Source organism: Glycomyces mayteni (assembly GCF_042428885.1).
Taxonomy (GTDB): Bacteria; Actinomycetota; Actinomycetes; order Mycobacteriales; family Micromonosporaceae; genus Glycomyces; species Glycomyces mayteni.
Genome location: NZ_JBHMBP010000004.1, coordinates 344,285 through 359,474 on the forward strand (window position 1 = coordinate 344,285; position 15,190 = coordinate 359,474).

The 15,190-nt window shown below is 70.5% G+C and carries 15 protein-coding genes; 1 reads left to right on the top strand and 14 read right to left on the bottom strand.

All coding sequences use genetic code 11. The annotated features are described in order from the left end of the window. Positions 1-62 precede the first annotated feature (62 nt). The 12 genes from metK to pyrR all read right to left on the bottom strand — a co-directional run bounded on the left by metK (position 63) and on the right by pyrR (position 13,268). Positions 63-1,256 carry a methionine adenosyltransferase gene (gene metK / locus ACFFXY_RS16885; RefSeq protein ID WP_382352960.1) on the bottom strand — a complete coding sequence of 398 codons (1,194 nt, stop codon included), beginning with the start codon at positions 1,254-1,256 and terminating at the stop codon, positions 63-65. A 116-nt stretch (positions 1,257-1,372) separates the two neighbouring features. Next, positions 1,373-2,545 carry a bifunctional phosphopantothenoylcysteine decarboxylase/phosphopantothenate--cysteine ligase CoaBC gene (coaBC, locus tag ACFFXY_RS16890; protein ID WP_382352963.1) on the bottom strand — a complete coding sequence of 391 codons (1,173 nt, stop codon included), beginning with the start codon at positions 2,543-2,545 and terminating at the stop codon, positions 1,373-1,375. Between the two features lie 57 nt (positions 2,546-2,602). After that, a complete protein-coding gene (gene rpoZ / locus ACFFXY_RS16895) occupies positions 2,603-2,875 on the bottom strand; it encodes a DNA-directed RNA polymerase subunit omega (protein ID WP_106364636.1) in 273 nt (90 codons plus the stop codon). Positions 2,876-2,904: 29 nt separating this feature from the next. Next, positions 2,905-3,507 carry a guanylate kinase gene (gene gmk, locus ACFFXY_RS16900; protein WP_382352966.1) on the bottom strand — a complete coding sequence of 201 codons (603 nt, stop codon included), beginning with the start codon at positions 3,505-3,507 and terminating at the stop codon, positions 2,905-2,907. Positions 3,508-3,527: 20 nt separating this feature from the next. Continuing rightward, complete coding sequence (gene mihF, locus ACFFXY_RS16905; protein WP_030156658.1) at positions 3,528-3,851, bottom strand: integration host factor, actinobacterial type; 324 nt, start codon at positions 3,849-3,851, stop codon at positions 3,528-3,530. Between the two features lie 149 nt (positions 3,852-4,000). Beyond that, positions 4,001-4,915, bottom strand: a complete 915-nt coding sequence (gene pyrF, locus ACFFXY_RS16910) for an orotidine-5'-phosphate decarboxylase (protein ID WP_382352968.1) — start codon at positions 4,913-4,915, stop codon at positions 4,001-4,003. Positions 4,916-4,926: 11 nt separating this feature from the next. Further along, positions 4,927-6,003, bottom strand: coding sequence for a quinone-dependent dihydroorotate dehydrogenase (locus ACFFXY_RS16915; protein WP_382352970.1), 1,077 nt, complete (start codon positions 6,001-6,003; stop codon positions 4,927-4,929). A gap of 76 nt (positions 6,004-6,079) precedes the next feature. Next, the gene (carB, locus tag ACFFXY_RS16920; protein ID WP_382352972.1) at positions 6,080-9,403 is read right to left on the bottom strand and encodes a carbamoyl-phosphate synthase large subunit; all 3,324 of its coding nucleotides are present in this window, start codon (positions 9,401-9,403) and stop codon (positions 6,080-6,082) included. Beyond that, positions 9,396-10,532 carry a glutamine-hydrolyzing carbamoyl-phosphate synthase small subunit gene (gene carA / locus ACFFXY_RS16925; protein WP_382352975.1) on the bottom strand — a complete coding sequence of 379 codons (1,137 nt, stop codon included), beginning with the start codon at positions 10,530-10,532 and terminating at the stop codon, positions 9,396-9,398. Before carA ends, carB begins: the two co-directional genes overlap by 8 nt. Beyond that, the gene (locus ACFFXY_RS16930; RefSeq protein ID WP_382352977.1) at positions 10,529-11,827 is read right to left on the bottom strand and encodes a dihydroorotase; all 1,299 of its coding nucleotides are present in this window, start codon (positions 11,825-11,827) and stop codon (positions 10,529-10,531) included. Before ACFFXY_RS16930 ends, carA begins: the two co-directional genes overlap by 4 nt. Continuing rightward, positions 11,824-12,744 carry an aspartate carbamoyltransferase catalytic subunit gene (locus ACFFXY_RS16935; RefSeq protein ID WP_382352979.1) on the bottom strand — a complete coding sequence of 307 codons (921 nt, stop codon included), beginning with the start codon at positions 12,742-12,744 and terminating at the stop codon, positions 11,824-11,826. Before ACFFXY_RS16935 ends, ACFFXY_RS16930 begins: the two co-directional genes overlap by 4 nt. After that, positions 12,741-13,268 (bottom strand): bifunctional pyr operon transcriptional regulator/uracil phosphoribosyltransferase PyrR, encoded by a 528-nt coding sequence (gene pyrR, locus ACFFXY_RS16940; protein WP_245888991.1) that lies wholly within the window; start codon positions 13,266-13,268, stop codon positions 12,741-12,743. The genes ACFFXY_RS16935 and pyrR overlap by 4 nt, the downstream gene beginning before the upstream one ends. A 341-nt stretch (positions 13,269-13,609) precedes the next feature. Here pyrR and ACFFXY_RS16945 point away from each other — a divergent pair, with 341 nt between their 5' ends. Beyond that, positions 13,610-14,110 carry a transcriptional regulator gene (locus tag ACFFXY_RS16945; RefSeq protein ID WP_091034397.1) on the top strand — a complete coding sequence of 167 codons (501 nt, stop codon included), beginning with the start codon at positions 13,610-13,612 and terminating at the stop codon, positions 14,108-14,110. A 69-nt stretch (positions 14,111-14,179) separates the two neighbouring features. Here ACFFXY_RS16945 and nusB read toward each other — a convergent pair whose 3' ends face one another. Both nusB and efp read right to left on the bottom strand, forming a co-directional pair. Continuing rightward, positions 14,180-14,623, bottom strand: coding sequence for a transcription antitermination factor NusB (gene nusB / locus ACFFXY_RS16950; protein ID WP_359951451.1), 444 nt, complete (start codon positions 14,621-14,623; stop codon positions 14,180-14,182). Positions 14,624-14,625: 2 nt separating this feature from the next. Further along, on the bottom strand, positions 14,626-15,183 hold the full coding sequence (efp, locus tag ACFFXY_RS16955) for an elongation factor P (protein ID WP_359951453.1): 558 nt from the start codon (positions 15,181-15,183) through the stop codon (positions 14,626-14,628). Between the last annotated feature and the right edge of the window lie 7 nt (positions 15,184-15,190).

Sequence of the window (15,190 nt, forward strand, 5' to 3'; positions counted from 1 at the left end):
TCCGATAAAAGTACCGGGCGCCCCCGACGTCGGAAGGCGCCCGGCGCGAAACCGTTGGGCCGCTAGCTGACGGCTTCCTTCAGGGCTGCGGCGCGGTCGGTGGCCTCCCAGGTGAACTCGGGGAGTTCGCGGCCGAAGTGGCCGTAGGCGGCGGTCTTGGAGTAGATGGGGCGGATGAGGTTGAGGTCGCGGATGATCGCGGCGGGGCGGAGGTCGAAGACGTCGAGGACGGCCTTCTCGATGAGGGCCGGGTCGACGGTCTCGGTGCCCTGGGCGTCGACGGCGACGCTGACGGGCTTGGCCTTGCCGATCGCGTAGGCGACCTGGACCTCGCAGCGCTCGGCGAGGCCGGCGGCCACGACGTTCTTGGCGACCCAGCGGGCCGCGTACGCGGCGGAGCGGTCGACCTTCGACGGGTCCTTGCCGGAGAACGCGCCGCCGCCGTGGCGGGCGTAGCCGCCGTACGTGTCGACGATGATCTTGCGGCCGGTGAGCCCGGCGTCGCCCATGGGGCCGCCGATCTCGAAGCGGCCGGTCGGGTTCACCAGGAGCTTGTAGTCGTCGATGTCGAGGTCGAGCCCGGAGACGACCGGGGCGATCACGTGCTCGGCGACGTCGGGCGAGAGCAGCGAGTCCAGCGAGATGTCGGGCGCGTGCTGGCTGGAGACGACCACCGTGTCGAGGCGGACGGGCCGGTTGCCCTGGTACTCGATGGTGACCTGGGTCTTGCCGTCGGGGCGCAGGTACGGGACGGTGCCGTCCTTGCGGACCTCGGTGAGGCGCTGGGACAGCCGGTGCGCCAGGGCGATCGGCAGCGGCATCAGCTCGGGGGTCTCGCGGCACGCGAAGCCGAACATGAGGCCCTGGTCGCCCGCGCCCTGGAGGTCGAGCTCGTCGTGGCCGTCGGCGTCCACACGGGACTCCCACGCCTTGTCGACGCCCTGCGCGATGTCGGGGCTCTGGCCGCCGATCGAGACGTTCACGCCGCACGAGGCGCCGTCGAAGCCCTTCTTGGACGAGTCGTAGCCGATCCGCAGGATCGTGTCGCGCACGATCCGCGGGATGTCGGCCCACGCGTTGGTGGTCACCTCGCCCGCGACGTGCACCTGCCCGGTGGTGATGAGCGTTTCGACCGCGACGCGGCTCCCGGGGTCCTGGGACAGCAGGGCGTCCAGGATCCCGTCGGAGATCTGGTCCGCGATCTTGTCCGGGTGGCCTTCGGTGACCGACTCGGAGGTGAACAGGCGACGTGCCACGGCACTCCTAAAAACCATCCACGCCGCCCAGCGGCGCTCCTCGACTGACTTCGCAGCTCACAAGTCTATGCGCTCAAGATCATGCCACCAAGCCGCCTCGCTGCGCGGCGGAGGTGTCAGTCGCGTCCAACCAGCGGGAGCCGGGCGGCCACCGCGTCCCAGACCGCGTCCGCCACCAGTTCTTTCGATGCCTCGGCGAGCGCGGCGACGGGCCCGGAGGCGTCGAACACCGTGACGGAGTTCTCCAGTTTCCCGAACACGGCCCCGCCCGAGACGTCGTTGAGCACCACCAGGTCGGCGCCCTTCGCCTCGCGCTTGGCCTTCGCGTGCTCGGGGCCGTCGTGGGTCTCCGCGGCGAACACGACCAGGACCTGGCCGGGGCGCTTGGCGCGGCCCACGGCCGCGGCGATGTCCGCGGTGGACGTCAGCGCGAGGTCCAGGTCGCCCTTGCGCTTGAGCTTGCGGTCCGAGGTCTCCTTGGGCGTGAAGTCCGCGGGCGCGGCGGCGAGGACCATCGCGTCGGCCTCGGCCGCGGCCTTGACGGTGGCCTCGTGGAGCTCGCCGGTGGTGCCGACGCGCTCGACGCGGACGCCCGCGGGCAGCGGCGCGTCGATGTGCGCGGCGATGAGGGTGACGTCGGCGCCGCGCGCGGCGGCCGCGGCGGCGATGGCGATGCCCTGGCGGCCCGAGGAGTGGTTGCCGATGAAGCGGACCGGGTCGATCGGCTCGCGGGTGCCCCCGGCGGTGACGAGGACCTTGCGGCCCTCCAGGTCGCGGGCGGGGGAAGTCAGGAAGCCCTTGAGGAGGGCGAACAGCGACTCGGGCTCGGGCAGGCGCCCGGGGCCGGTGTCGGCGCCGGTGAGGCGGCCCGAGTCGGGCTCGACGACGTGGACGCCGCGCTCGCGCAGCGTCGCGACGTTGGCGCGGGTCGCCGGGTGCAGCCACATCTCGGTGTGCATCGCCGGGGCGAACACCACCGGGCAGGTCGCGGTGAGCAGCGTGGAGGTGAGCAGGTCGTCGGCGCGGCCGTGCGCGGCCCGCGCGAGCAGGTCGGCGGTGGCCGGGACGACGACGACGAGGTCGGCCTCGCGGCCGAGCCTGACGTGCTTGACCTCGGAGACCTCGGAGAACACGCCGGAAGCCACCGGGCGGCCCGACAGGGCCTCCCAGGTGGCTTCACCGACGAACTTGAGCGCCGCCTCGGTGGGGATCACGGTCACGTCGTGGCCGGACTCCTTGAGGAGGCGGAGCAGGATGCACGCCTTGAAGGCGGCGATGCCGCCAGACACGCCCAGGACGATCGAGCTACCCCCGCGCGGGCGGGGACCACTGCTCAACGTCGCCGCCTAATTCTCGGTGTCGTCGAACGCCTTCGTCTCAAGGAGGCCCTTGTCGAGCTCGCGCATGGCGATCGACAGCGGCTTCTCCTCGGGCGTGGTCTCGACGAGCGGACCGACGTACTCCAGCAGGCCCTCGCCGAGCTGCGAGTAGTAGGCGTTGATCTGACGGGCCCGCTTGGCGGAGTAGATGACCAGCTGGTACTTCGACTGGCTCTTCTTCAGCAGGTCGTCGATCGGCGGGTTGGTGATGCCGACGGGGTCGGCGACAGTCCCTGACACGTGTTGTCCTTCGTGTACGACTTGGATGCTCAGAAGCTTCCGGACTTTACGATGGCCGGAGAACTGAGCAACTCTACCAGCTCGGAGGCCGCCTGCTCGATCGACACGTTCGTGACTGTGTGATCGAACTCGGATTCGGCGTCGAGCTCTTCGCGCGCGGCCTCCAGGCGGCGCGCGATGGTCGCGGCGTCCTCGGTCCCGCGCCCGGTGAGGCGGCGGACGAGTTCGTCCCACGACGGCGGGGCCAGGAACACCAGCTGCGCGTCGGGCATGGCCCGGCGGACCTGGCGGGCCCCTTGCAGTTCGATCTCCAGCAGCGCCGGGAGTCCGGCGCGCAGGCGCTCCTCGACCGGGCCGCGGGGGGTTCCGTAGAGGTTCCCCGCGTAGGAGGCCCATTCAAGGAACTCCCCCGCGGCGATCATCGACTCGAACTGCTCGGTCGACACGAAGTGGTAGTCGGCGCCGTCGACCTCACCAGGACGCGGCTTGCGGGTCGTGCAGCTCACGGAGAGCCAGACCCACGGGTAGTACTCCTGGATGAGTGCCTTGACGCTGCCCTTGCCAACGCCGGACGGGCCGGAGAGGACCGTCAGTCGCTGGGCGAGGGCGGCGTGGTGGTGATCGATGCTCACGCGACTACTACTACCCGAACTTAGGCCTGGTCGCCCTTGAATTCATCCAGAAGCGCGGCGCGCTGGTGCTCGCCCAGGCCGCGCAGCCGACGCGAGTCGGCGATCTTGAGCTTCTCCATGATCTGGGTGGCGCGCTTGTCGCCGATGCCCGGGAGGGCCTTGAGCACGGCCGAGACCTTCATCTTCCCGGAGATGTCGTCGGTGGCAGCGGACTTGAGGACCGCTTCCAGGGTGGTCTCGCCCGACTTCAGCTTCTCCTTGAGCTCGGCGCGGGCCTTGCGGGCCGCCGCCGCCTTCTCAAGGGCGGCTGCGCGCTGTTCCGGAGTCAGTTTAGGGAGCGGCACGGGGTCTCCTTGCAGTCGATGGTTTCGTCCCTGTGGACCTTGACGTGCGGGTATCGCCAAAGCATACCCAGCTCGGAGACGGTAACCCCACCTACCGACACGCCTGCGACCGGGGGTCGGGCAAATTCCGGGGCCGGAAACCGGCGGTTTTATTCCCCCATGGCGGCGCGGCATTCCTCCTGCAACGCCTCGACGGCGGTGCGAATGCTCGCCGCGGCAGGGCCCGGCTGCGCGATTTGTCGGGAATAGGATGGTATTGCGAACTTCGTTGCGGCCCCGAGGACGCGCGGAAGATCACTGGGACGCCCGCCCTGGGCGCCCATCCCGGGCACGAGGATGGGCCCGTTGAACTGGGAGAGGTCGTGAGCGGAGTCACGTTGGCTCACCGTGGTGTGGGTGATTCCGTAAGTCGACTCACGCAGGCGGGCCTCGCCCTCGGCCGCGCACGCGCCGATCGTCGCGCCCATGACGATCCCGAAGGAGCCCATGGGGTCGGCCTCGCCGTTGTGCCCGTTCACCTCGTCGATGACGCTCTGCGCGACCGAGCGGCCGTCGCGGCGCTTCGCCATCTGGAGGTACTTGCCCTCGGGGTTGGAGGTGCGGGCGAGGACGAACACGCCCTTGCCGTGCGCGGCGGCCGTGTCGAACGCGGGCTGGAGCGAGCCGACGCCCAGGTACGGGCTGACGGTGATCGCGTCGGCCGCGAGCGGCGAGGCCGGGTCGAGGTACGCCTGCGCGTACGCGGCCATCGTGGAGCCGATGTCGCCGCGCTTGACGTCGAGGATGACGAGGGCCCCGGCGCGGCGGGACGCGGCGATGACCCGTTCGAGGAGGGCCACGCCGCCCGAGCCGAACCGCTCGAAGAACGCCGACTGCGGCTTGACGAACGCGCACCGCTCGGCGACGGCCTCGGTGAGCGTCATCGCGAACCGCTCGGCCCCGGCCAGGTCGTCGTCGAGGCCCCACTGGAGGAGCTGCGACCCGTGCGGGTCGATCCCGGCGCACAGCGGGCCCCGCTCCTGGGCGAGACGGAAGGCGCGGGCGCCGAATTCCTTGCTAGACATGGTTCCTCGCATCAGGCGTAGGTTGCGGGCCGGTGGTGGCTGCGGGCGGTCTTCAGGTAGCGGCGCGCGCTGCCGCGCACCACGCCGGGGCCGTTGTAGATGAGCCCCGAGTAGATCTGGACGAGGCTCGCGCCCGCGTCGAACATGGCCTGGGCGTCGTCGGGGGTCATGATCCCGCCGGAGCCGATGATGGGCAGGCGCCCGTTCGTCTCGCGGTGCACGAACCTGACGATCTCGCGCGAGACCTGGGTGAGCGGCTTCCCCGACATGCCGCCGGGCTCGGCGGCGACGGCGTCCTCCGCGGGGATGATCCCGTCGCGCCCGAGCGTGGTGTTCGTGGCGATGACCCCGGCGACCCCGGAGTCGAGGCAGACCTCCAGGAGCTGCGCGAGCGCGGGCTCGGTGAGGTCGGGGGCGATCTTCACCAGGATCGGCCGGGTGGGGCGTCCGGCCGCCAGGCGCGTCCCCTCGGCGCGCAGGGCCCCGAGGAGGGCGCGGAGCGCGCCCGCGTCCTGGAGCTGGCGCAGGCCCGGCGTGTTCGGGGAGGACACGTTGATCGCGATGTAGTCGGCGAACGGGTAGAGGAACCGCAGCGACGTCAGGTAGTCGTCGATCGCGCCTTCGAGGGGCACGGCCTTGGACTTGCCGATGCTGATCCCCAGTGGGCAGTCGACGGCGGGCACGGCGGCGAGGCGGGCCGCGAGGGCCTGCGCGCCGTCGTTGTTGAAGCCCATGCGGTTGACGATGGCCTGGGACTGCTTCGCCCGGAACATCCGCGGCTGCGGGTTCCCGGGCTGGGCCTGCGCGGTCACGGTGCCGATCTCGGCGAACCCGAACCCGAGGGCGGGCCAGGCGCCGACGGCGATCCCGTTCTTGTCGAGGCCCGCGGCCAGGCCGACGGGGTTGGGGAAGGGGATGCCGCAGACGGTGACGGGCGCGCTCGCCCGGTTGAGCTTGATGAGGGCGTTGCGCACCTGCCGCTGCTCGGACAGGCGGGTGAGCCAGCGCAGCGTGACGTCGTGCGCGCGTTCGGCGTCCCCGCGGCCGATCCGGAACAGGACGGGGCGGGCGAGATTCTGGTACAGCATGTCTTTTCCTGTATACGTCAATTCACCGGGTGAGCGGAACGGCTACAGGCCGTTCACGCTCACCCGGTGACCGAAATCAGACGGCGGCGGCCTGCTCGGCGCCGCGCAGGCGCTTGTGGAGCTCCTGGAGGGAGGCGACGCGGATCTCGCCGCGCGAGGCCGACTCGATGGCCTGGGTGGCGGCGGCGGCGCCCTGGATGGTGGTCACGCAGCTCACGTCGGCGACGACGGCGGCGGAGCGGATCTCCCAGCCGTCGGTGCGCGGGCCCGGGGAGGCCGAGGGCGTGGTGATGACCAGGTCCACCTCGCCGGAGGCGATGAGGCTGACGGCGTCGACGGCCTCGCCGGAGGAGTGGCGGGCGACGGGCGTGAAGTCGATGCCGTGGCGCTTGAGGACCAGGCCGGTGCCTTCGGTGGCGTAGACGGTGAAGCCGAGGTCCACGAGGCGGCGCACCGGGAAGACGATGGCGCGCTTGTCGCGGTCGGCGACGGACACGAAGACGTTCCCGGAGGTGGGGAGCTTCCCGTAGACGGCGAGCGTGGCCTTGGCGAACGCGAGCCCGAAGGACGAGTCGATGCCCATGACCTCGCCGGTGGACTTCATCTCCGGGCCGAGGACGGCGTCGATGCCGGAGCCCTCGACGGTGCGGAAGCGCTTGAAGGGCAGGAGCACCTCCTTGACGGAGATGGGGACCTCGGGTCCGGCGTCGGAGCCGTCGCCCTCGGGCAGGAGCATCCCTTCGGCGCGCAGTTCGCCGATCTTGGCGCCGAGCGCGATGCGGGCGGCGGCCTTGGCGAGCGGGACGGCGGTGGCCTTGGAGACGAACGGGACCGTGCGGGAGGCGCGGGGGTTCGCTTCGAGGACGTAGAGCTGCTCGTCCTTGAGGGCGTACTGGACGTTCATGAGGCCGCGCACGCCGATGCCGAAGGCGAGCTTCGCGGTGTAGTCGCGGATCTGCTCGATGACGCGGGCGCCGAGGGTGATCGGCGGGAGCGCGCAGGAGGAGTCGCCGGAGTGGACGCCGGCCTCCTCGATGTGCTCCATGATGCCGCCGAGGTAGAAGTCCTCGCCGTCGCAGAGGCAGTCCACATCGATCTCGATGGCGTCGTCGAGGAACCGGTCGATCAGGACCGGGTGCTCGGGGCTGGCCTCGGTGGCGCGGGAGATGTACCCGGCGAGGGTGTCCTCGTCGTAGACGATCTCCATGCCGCGGCCGCCGAGGACGTACGAGGGGCGCACGAGCACGGGGTAGCCGATGCGCTCGGCGACCTCGCGGGCCTCCTCGTAGGAGGTGGCGGTGCCGCCGTCGGGGGCGACGAGGCCGAGGTCGCCGAGGAGCCGCCCGAAGACGCCGCGGTCCTCGGCGTTGTCGATGGCCTTGGGCGAGGTGCCGACGATGGGCAGTCCGGCGTCCTGGAGGCGCTCGGCGAGGCCGAGGGGGGTCTGGCCGCCGAGCTGGACGACGACGCCGATGACGCCGGGGCCTCCGGCGGCGCGGCCGGACTCGTGCTCGGCGTGGAAGACCTCGGTGACGTCCTCGAAGGTGAGCGGCTCGAAGTAGAGCCGGTCGGCGGTGTCGTAGTCGGTGGAGACGGTCTCGGGGTTGCAGTTGACCATGATGGTCTCGTAGCCGACGGCGCGCAGGGCCTGGACGGCGTGGACGCACGAGTAGTCGAACTCGATGCCCTGGCCGATGCGGTTGGGCCCGGAGCCGAGGATCATGACCTTCGGGCGGTTCGAGGGCGCGACCTCGGTCTCCTCCTCGTAGGTCGAGTAGTGGTAGGGCGTGTGGGCCTCGAACTCGGCGGCGCAGGTGTCGACGGTCTTGTAGACCGGGCGCATGCCGAGCCGGTGGCGCAGGCGGCGGACGCCGTCCTCTCCGGCGAGCTCGGGGCGCAGGGCCGCGATCTGGGCGTCGGAGAACCCGGCGCGCTTGGCGCGGCGCAGGAGCGCGGCGTCGGCGACGGCGGCGGCCTCGATCTCGTCGCGCAGCTCGATGAGCTGGGCGACCTGGTCGAGGAACCACGGGTCGATCTTGCAGGCGTCGTGGACCTCGGCGACCGTGGCGCCGAGGCGGAGGGCGCGCTCGGCGGTGTAGAGGGTGCCGTCGTGGGCGGTGCGCAGCGCTTCGAGCGTGTTCTCCAGGGTGGCGCCCGCGGGGTCGGGGCGGGTCCAGAACCCGGCGGCCTTGGTCTCGGTGGAGCGCAGGGCCTTCTGGAGGGCCTGCTGGAAGGTGCGGCCGAGGCTCATGGCCTCGCCGACGGACTTCATGGTGGTGGTGAGCGTGGGGTCGGCGCCGGGGAACTTCTCGAACGTGAAGCGCGGGACCTTGACGACGACGTAGTCGAGGGTCGGCTCGAACGCGGCCGGGGTGGCCTTGGTGATGTCGTTCGGGATCTCGTCGAGCGTGTAGCCGATGGCGAGCTTCGCGGCGATCTTCGCGATCGGGAAGCCGGTGGCCTTGGACGCCAGCGCGGAGGAGCGGGAGACGCGCGGGTTCATCTCGATGACGATCATGCGCCCGGTGGCGGGGTCGATGGCGAACTGGATGTTGCAGCCGCCGGTGTCGACGCCGACTTCGCGGAGGATGGCGATGCCGACGTCGCGCATGTGCTGGTACTCGCGGTCGGTGAGGGTCATCGAGGGGGCGACGGTGACGGAGTCGCCGGTGTGGACGCCCATGGGGTCGACGTTCTCGATGGAGCAGACCACGACGACGTTGTCGTTGCGGTCGCGCATGAGTTCGAGCTCGTACTCCTTCCAGCCGAGCACGGACTCCTCGATGAGGACCTCGGTGGTGGGGGACTCGGCGAGGCCGTTCCCGGCGATGCGGTCGACGTCCTCCCAGGTGTGGGCCATGCCGGAGCCGAGGCCGCCCATGGTGAAGGAGGGGCGGATGACGACGGGGAGGCCGAGGTCCTTGACGGTGTCGCGGACCTCGTCCATGGTGTGGCAGACGGCGGAGCGGGGGACTTCGCCGCCGACGTCGAGGACGACCTGCTTGAACTGCTGGCGGTCCTCGCCGCGCTGGATGGCGTCCATGTCGGCGCCGATGAGCTCGACGCCGTGCTTGTCGAGGATGCCGGCCTCGTGGAGGCCGACGGCGGCGTTGAGGGCGGTCTGGCCGCCGAGGGTCGCCAGGATCGCGTCGGGCTTCTCCTTGGCGATGATCTGCTCGATGACCTCGGTGGTGATCGGCTCGACGTAGGTGGCGTCGGCGAACTCGGGGTCGGTCATGATCGTGGCGGGGTTGGAGTTGACGAGGGTGACGCGCAGGCCCTCTTCGCGCAGGACGCGGCAGGCCTGGGTGCCGGAGTAGTCGAACTCGCAGGCCTGGCCGATCTGGATGGGACCCGATCCGATGACCAGGATGTGCTTGAGGTCGTCGCGCTTAGGCATCTGCCTTGGCCCCCTTCGTGCTTTCGATCAGTTCGACGAGCCGGTCGAACAGGTAGTCGGCGTCGTGCGGCCCGCCGGCGGCCTCGGGGTGGTACTGGACGGAGTAGGCGGGGGCGTCGAGGCAGGTGAGCCCTTCGACGACGTCGTCGTTGAGGCAGACGTGGCTGACCTGGACGCGCCCGAACTCGGTCTCGAAGAACTCGCCGGTCTCGGGGGCCTTGAGGGCGAACCCGTGGTTGTGGGCGGTGATCTCGATCTTGTTCGTGTGCCGGTCGAGGACGGGCTGGTTGATGCCGCGGTGGCCGAACTTCAGCTTGTAGGTCTCCAGGCCGAGGGCGCGGCCGAGGATCTGGTTGCCGAAGCAGATGCCGAAGACGGGGACGCGGCGGCGCAGGAGTTCGCGCGTGAGGGCGACCTGGTGGTCGGCGGTGGCGGGGTCGCCGGGGCCGTTGGAGAGGAACACGGCGTCGGGGGCGTCGGCGAGGACGGCGTCGGCGTCGGCGTAGGCGGGGAACACGGTGGTGGTGATGCCGCGCTCGGCGAGGCGGCGGGGGGTGTTCCGCTTGATGCCGAGGTCGATCGCGGCGACGGTGTACTTCTGCGCGCCCTTGGCCTGGTAGGTGTAGGGCTCGGAGGCGGTGACGGCGCCGACGTGGTTGGCGCCGGCCATCTGCGGCGTGTTGCGGACCTTCGCGAGGAGCTCCTCGGCGTCGGTGGTGCGCGAGGAGATGCCGACGCGCATGGCGCCCTTGTCGCGCAGGTGGCGGGTGAGGGCGCGGGTGTCGACCTCGCAGATGCCGACGACGCCCTGGGAGGCGAGCTCGTCTTCGAGGCCGCGCTTGGCGCGCCAGTTGGAGGAGACGCGGGAGGCGTCGCGGACGACGTACCCGGCGACCCAGATGCGGCGGGACTCGTCGTCCTCGTCGTTCCAGCCGGTGTTGCCGATCTGCGGCGCGGTCTGGGCGACGACCTGGCCGTAGTAGGACGGGTCGGTGAGGGTCTCCTGGTAGCCGGTCATGCCGGTGCTGAACACGGCCTCGCCGAAGGTCTCGCCGACGGAGCCGAAGGCCTCGCCACGGAAGACGCGGCCGTCCTCAAGCACGAGGATCGCTGGTGCCCTGCTGCTCATTCGGTCGTCTCCTCTTCGATCTTGCCGTTGAGTACGGTGGCGCGTCCTCTGAGGAACGTCGCCTGGACGGTGACCGGGAGTTCCATCCCGGCGTAGGGGGTGTTGCGCGAGAGGGACGCGAGGTCGGCGGGGACCACGGTCCAGGTCGCGGCGGGGTCGACGAGCGTGAAGTTCGCTTCGGTGCCCGGCTGCGGGTCGCGGCCGTGGGCTTCGAGCCCGGCGATGCGCGCGGGGGTGCGGGAGGTGCGCTCGGCGACGGTGTCCCAGTCGGCGCCGGTGGGCCCGCCGAGGGCGAGGACGGTGATCGACAGGGCGGTCTCCAGGCCGAGCATCCCGGGGCGGGCGGCCGCCCACTCGCAGTCCTTGTCCTGCGGGGGGTGCGGGGCGTGGTCGGTGGCGACGGCGTCGATGACGCCCTCGGCGAGCGCGCCGCGCAGGACCGCGACGTCGGACTCGCGGCGCAGCGGCGGGTTGACCTTGTAGACCGGGTCGTAGGTGCGCGCGGCCTCGTCGGTGAGGAGGAGGTGGTGCGGGCAGACCTCGGCGGTCACTTTGGCGCCGCGGGCCTTGGCCTCGCGGATGATGTCGACCGAGCGGGCGGTGGAGACGTGGCAGAAGTGGACGCGCGCGCCGGTGTACTCGGCGAGGAGCACGTCGCGGGCGATGATCGCCTCCTCGGCGACCGCGGGCCAGCCGGGCAGGCCGAGCTCGGCGGAGACGGCGCCCTCGTTCATCTGGGCGCCTTCGGTGAGGCGCGGCTCCTCGGCGTGCTGGGCGATGAGCCCGCCGAAGGTCTTCACGTATTCGAGGGCGCGGCGCATGAGGATCGGGTCCGAGACGCAGTGGCCGTCGTCGGAGAACATGCGCACCGCGGCCGCGGAGTGGGCCATCGCGCCGATCTCGGCGAGCTGCTTGCCTTCGAGGCCGATGGACACGGCGCCGATGGGCTGCACGTCGGCGTACCCGGCGGCCTTGCCGAGCGCGGCGACCTGCTCCACGACCCCGGCGGTGTCGGCGACGGGGTAGGAGTTCGCCATGGCGCACACCGCGGTGTAGCCGCCCTTGGCGGCGGCGCGGGTGCCCGAGTAGACGGTCTCGGCGTCCTCGCGGCCGGGTTCGCGCAGGTGGGTGTGGAGGTCCACGAGGCCGGGCAGGAGCACGAGGCCGTCGGCGTCGACGGTCTGCGCGTCCTTGGCGGTGAGGGAGCCGATCTCGGCGACGCGGCCGTCGCGGACGAGGACGTCCTGCCGTCCCTTCCCGACGATGTCGGCGGACTTGATCAGGAGGTCGGTCACCGGGTTTCTCCGTTCGTCAGCAGCAGGTAGAGGACGGCCATGCGGACCCACACGCCGTTGGTCACCTGCTCGGTGATGGTGGCGCGGGGCGAGTCGGCGACGGTGGCGGCGATCTCCATGCCGCGGTTCATCGGGCCGGGGTGCATGACGATCGCGTGGTCGGGCAGGAGCCGCATGCGGCGCTCGTCGAGGCCGTAGAGGCGCGAGTACTCGTTGGCGGTCGGGAAGAACGCGGCGTGCATGCGCTCGCGCTGGACGCGCAGCATCATGACCGCGTCGACGCCTTTGAGGGACGCGTCGAGGTCGTACCCGATCTCGACCGGCCACTCGTCGATGTCCTTGGGCAGCAGGGTGGGCGGGCCGACGAGGCGCACGTTCGCGCCGAGCTTCGACAGCAGCCACACGTTCGAGCGGGCGACGCGCGAGTGGAGGATGTCCCCCACGATCGCGACGGTGCGGCCTTCGACGGCGCCGAGGCGGCGCTTCATGGTGTACGCGTCGAGCAGGGCCTGCGTCGGGTGCGCGTGGGTGCCGTCCCCGGCGTTGAGGACCGCGCCGTCGAGCCATTCGGTGAGCCGCTGCGGGGCGCCCGCGGCGGGGTGGCGGATGACGACCGCGTCGGCGCCCATGGCCTGCAACGTGAGCGCGGTGTCGCGCAGGCTCTCGCCCTTGTTGACGCTGGAGGTCTTCGCCGCGAAGTTCACGACGTCGGCGGAGAGGCGCTTGGCGGCGGTCTCGAAGGAGGTGCGGGTGCGCGTGGAGTCCTCGTAGAAGAGGTTCACGACGGTGCGCCCGCGCAGCGCCGGGAGCTTGGGGACCTCGCGGCCGGTGACGGCCTCGGCCATCTGCTCGGTGACGTCGAGGATCAGTTCGGCCTCGTCGCGGGTGAGTTCCTTGGTGGTGAGCAGGTGCTTCATCGCTCCCGGCCTCCGGTCAGGACCACCGCGTCGAAACCGTCGTACTCGGTCAGGCGCACGGCCACGTTCTCGTCGCGGGCGGTCGGGATGTTCTTGCCGACGTAGTCGGCGCGGATGGGCAGCTCGCGGTGGCCGCGGTCGACGAGGATCGCGAGCTGGACGCTGGCGGGGCGGCCGAGGTCGTAGAGCGCGTTGAGCGCGGCGCGGACCGTCCGTCCGGAGTAGAGCACGTCGTCGACGAGGATGACCCGCTGGTCGTCCACGCCGCCGGGCGGCAGCTCGGTGGGGCCGAGGGCCCGGAGTGCGTTGCGGCGCAGGTCGTCGCGGTAGAGCGTGATGTCGAGGGTCCCGGCGGGGACGTCGAGGTCGGCGAAGCGGCGGATGCGGTCGGCGAGCCGTCCGGCGAGCGCGACGCCGCGGGTGGGGATGCCCAGGAGCATGGTGTCGGGGGCGCCCTTGGTCTTCTCCAGGATCTGGTGGGCGATGCGGTCGAGGATGCGGCCGATGTCGTCGCCGGAGATGATCTGCTTCTCCGAGCGGCCGTGCTTGCCCGACGGGTCTTCCTCGTTCTGCCTGAGGGCAGGGGAAACCACGCGAACCTCCTTCTCCGCCTCACTGGACGGTCTGTTAAAGAACGGTTTCGTCGCGGGCCATGCTACGCCGCCGGTGACGGAGCGTAAACCCGAGTCCCAAAACTACGGCGCCATTAGCTGCATATTTGACTTGTATGCCATGATTTGCCCGTCAGTCTTTCGGGCCCCACGCGACGAAGAACACTGTTTGGGGGCACCCCAACGGCCGATGGTCACCGACCGTAGTCAACAATAGGATTCCTCTCGTACCGAAAATTGGAGTTGATCCCAGCATGGCGACATCTGACTACGCCAAGGCGCTCGGCAACCGGCTGCGCGACATCCGGATGCAGCAGGGTCTGTCCCTGCAAGGCGTCGAGGACAAGTCCGGCGGCAAGTGGAAGGCCGTCGTCATCGGTTCCTACGAGCGGGGCGACCGGTCCATCACGGTCAGCCGCCTCGCCGAGTTGGCCGACTTCTACCGGATCCCCGTCTCGGAGCTGCTTCCGGAGGGCGTCCCGCTCCCGGTCGAGCAGGCCGAGAAGATCGTCCTCAACCTTGAGGCGCTCTACGACCACCCGGACCCCGAGCTGGAGCACGTCGCGAAGCTCGCGCGCTCCATCCAGCAGCGCCGCGGCGACTACAACGGACGGATCCTCTCGATCCGCGCCGACGACCTGTACACCCTCGCGGTGGTGTACTCGACCACGCCGTCGGGCCTGATCGAGAAGCTGGAGGACTTCGGCGTCCTCGTCCACGACCTCCAGGCGTTCTTCGCCTCGGACGGCGAGTAAGCAAGCAGGACAACGGAAAACGGCCGGGCCCAGGATCGGAGGGCTCGGCCGTTTCTCGTTGTCCTGAAGCTACTCCTCGGCCTTCGCGGCCGAGTCGAGGACGGCGTTCACGAACTTGGTGTCGTCCGTGGAGCCGATCTGCTCCCACACGCGCATGGCCTCCTTGATGGCCACGGGCGTGTCGACGTCCTCGACGTAGATGATCTCGTACAGGGCCACGCGCAGCACGTTCCGGTCGACCGCGGGCATGCGCTCGACCGACCAGCCGTCGGCGGCGCGGCCGATGGCCTCGTCCAGCTCGTACCGGTACTCGTCGACGCCGCGCGCCAGCTCCTCGGAGTACTTCGGGAGCCGGGGCGCCTCGGGGTCGGTGAACGCGCGGTCGGCCCGCTCGGCCAGGACGCGCTTGACGCCCTCGCCGCGGGACTCGGCCTCGTACAGGATCTCCACGGCCCGCATCCGCCACTTGGTGCGGGCGGTGAGCCGCTCAGGTCCGCTCTGCTGGTTCGCCACTCCTATGCCCGGCTGAGGTACTTGCCGTCGCGGGTGTCGACCTTGATCTTCTCGCCGTTGTCGATGAACAGCGGCACGAGGACCTGGGCGCCCGTCTCGACGGTGGCGGGCTTGGTGCCGCCGGAGGAGCGGTCGCCCTGGAGGCCCGGCTCGGTGTAGGTGACGACGAGCTCGACCGCGGCGGGCAGCTCGATGTAGAGGACCTTGCCCTCGTGCATGGCGACGGTGGCCTCGGAGTTCTCCAGGAGGAACTTCGCCGCGTCGCCGACCACGCCGGGGGTGAGCGGGATCTGGTCGTACGTGTCCGAGTCCATGAACACGAAGTCCTCGCCCTCCTTGTAGAGGTAGGTCATCGTGCGGCGGTCGACGTTCGCGGTGTCGACCTTGGTGCCGGCGTTGAACGTCTTGTCGACGATCTTGCCCGAAGGGATCTGCTTGAGGGTGGTGCGCACGAACGCCGGGCCCTTACCGGGCTTGACGTGCTGGAATTCCTGCACCTGCCAGAGCTGGCCCTCCAGGTTGAGCACCAAGCCGTTCTTGAGGTCGTTCGTGGATGCCACGGGCGTT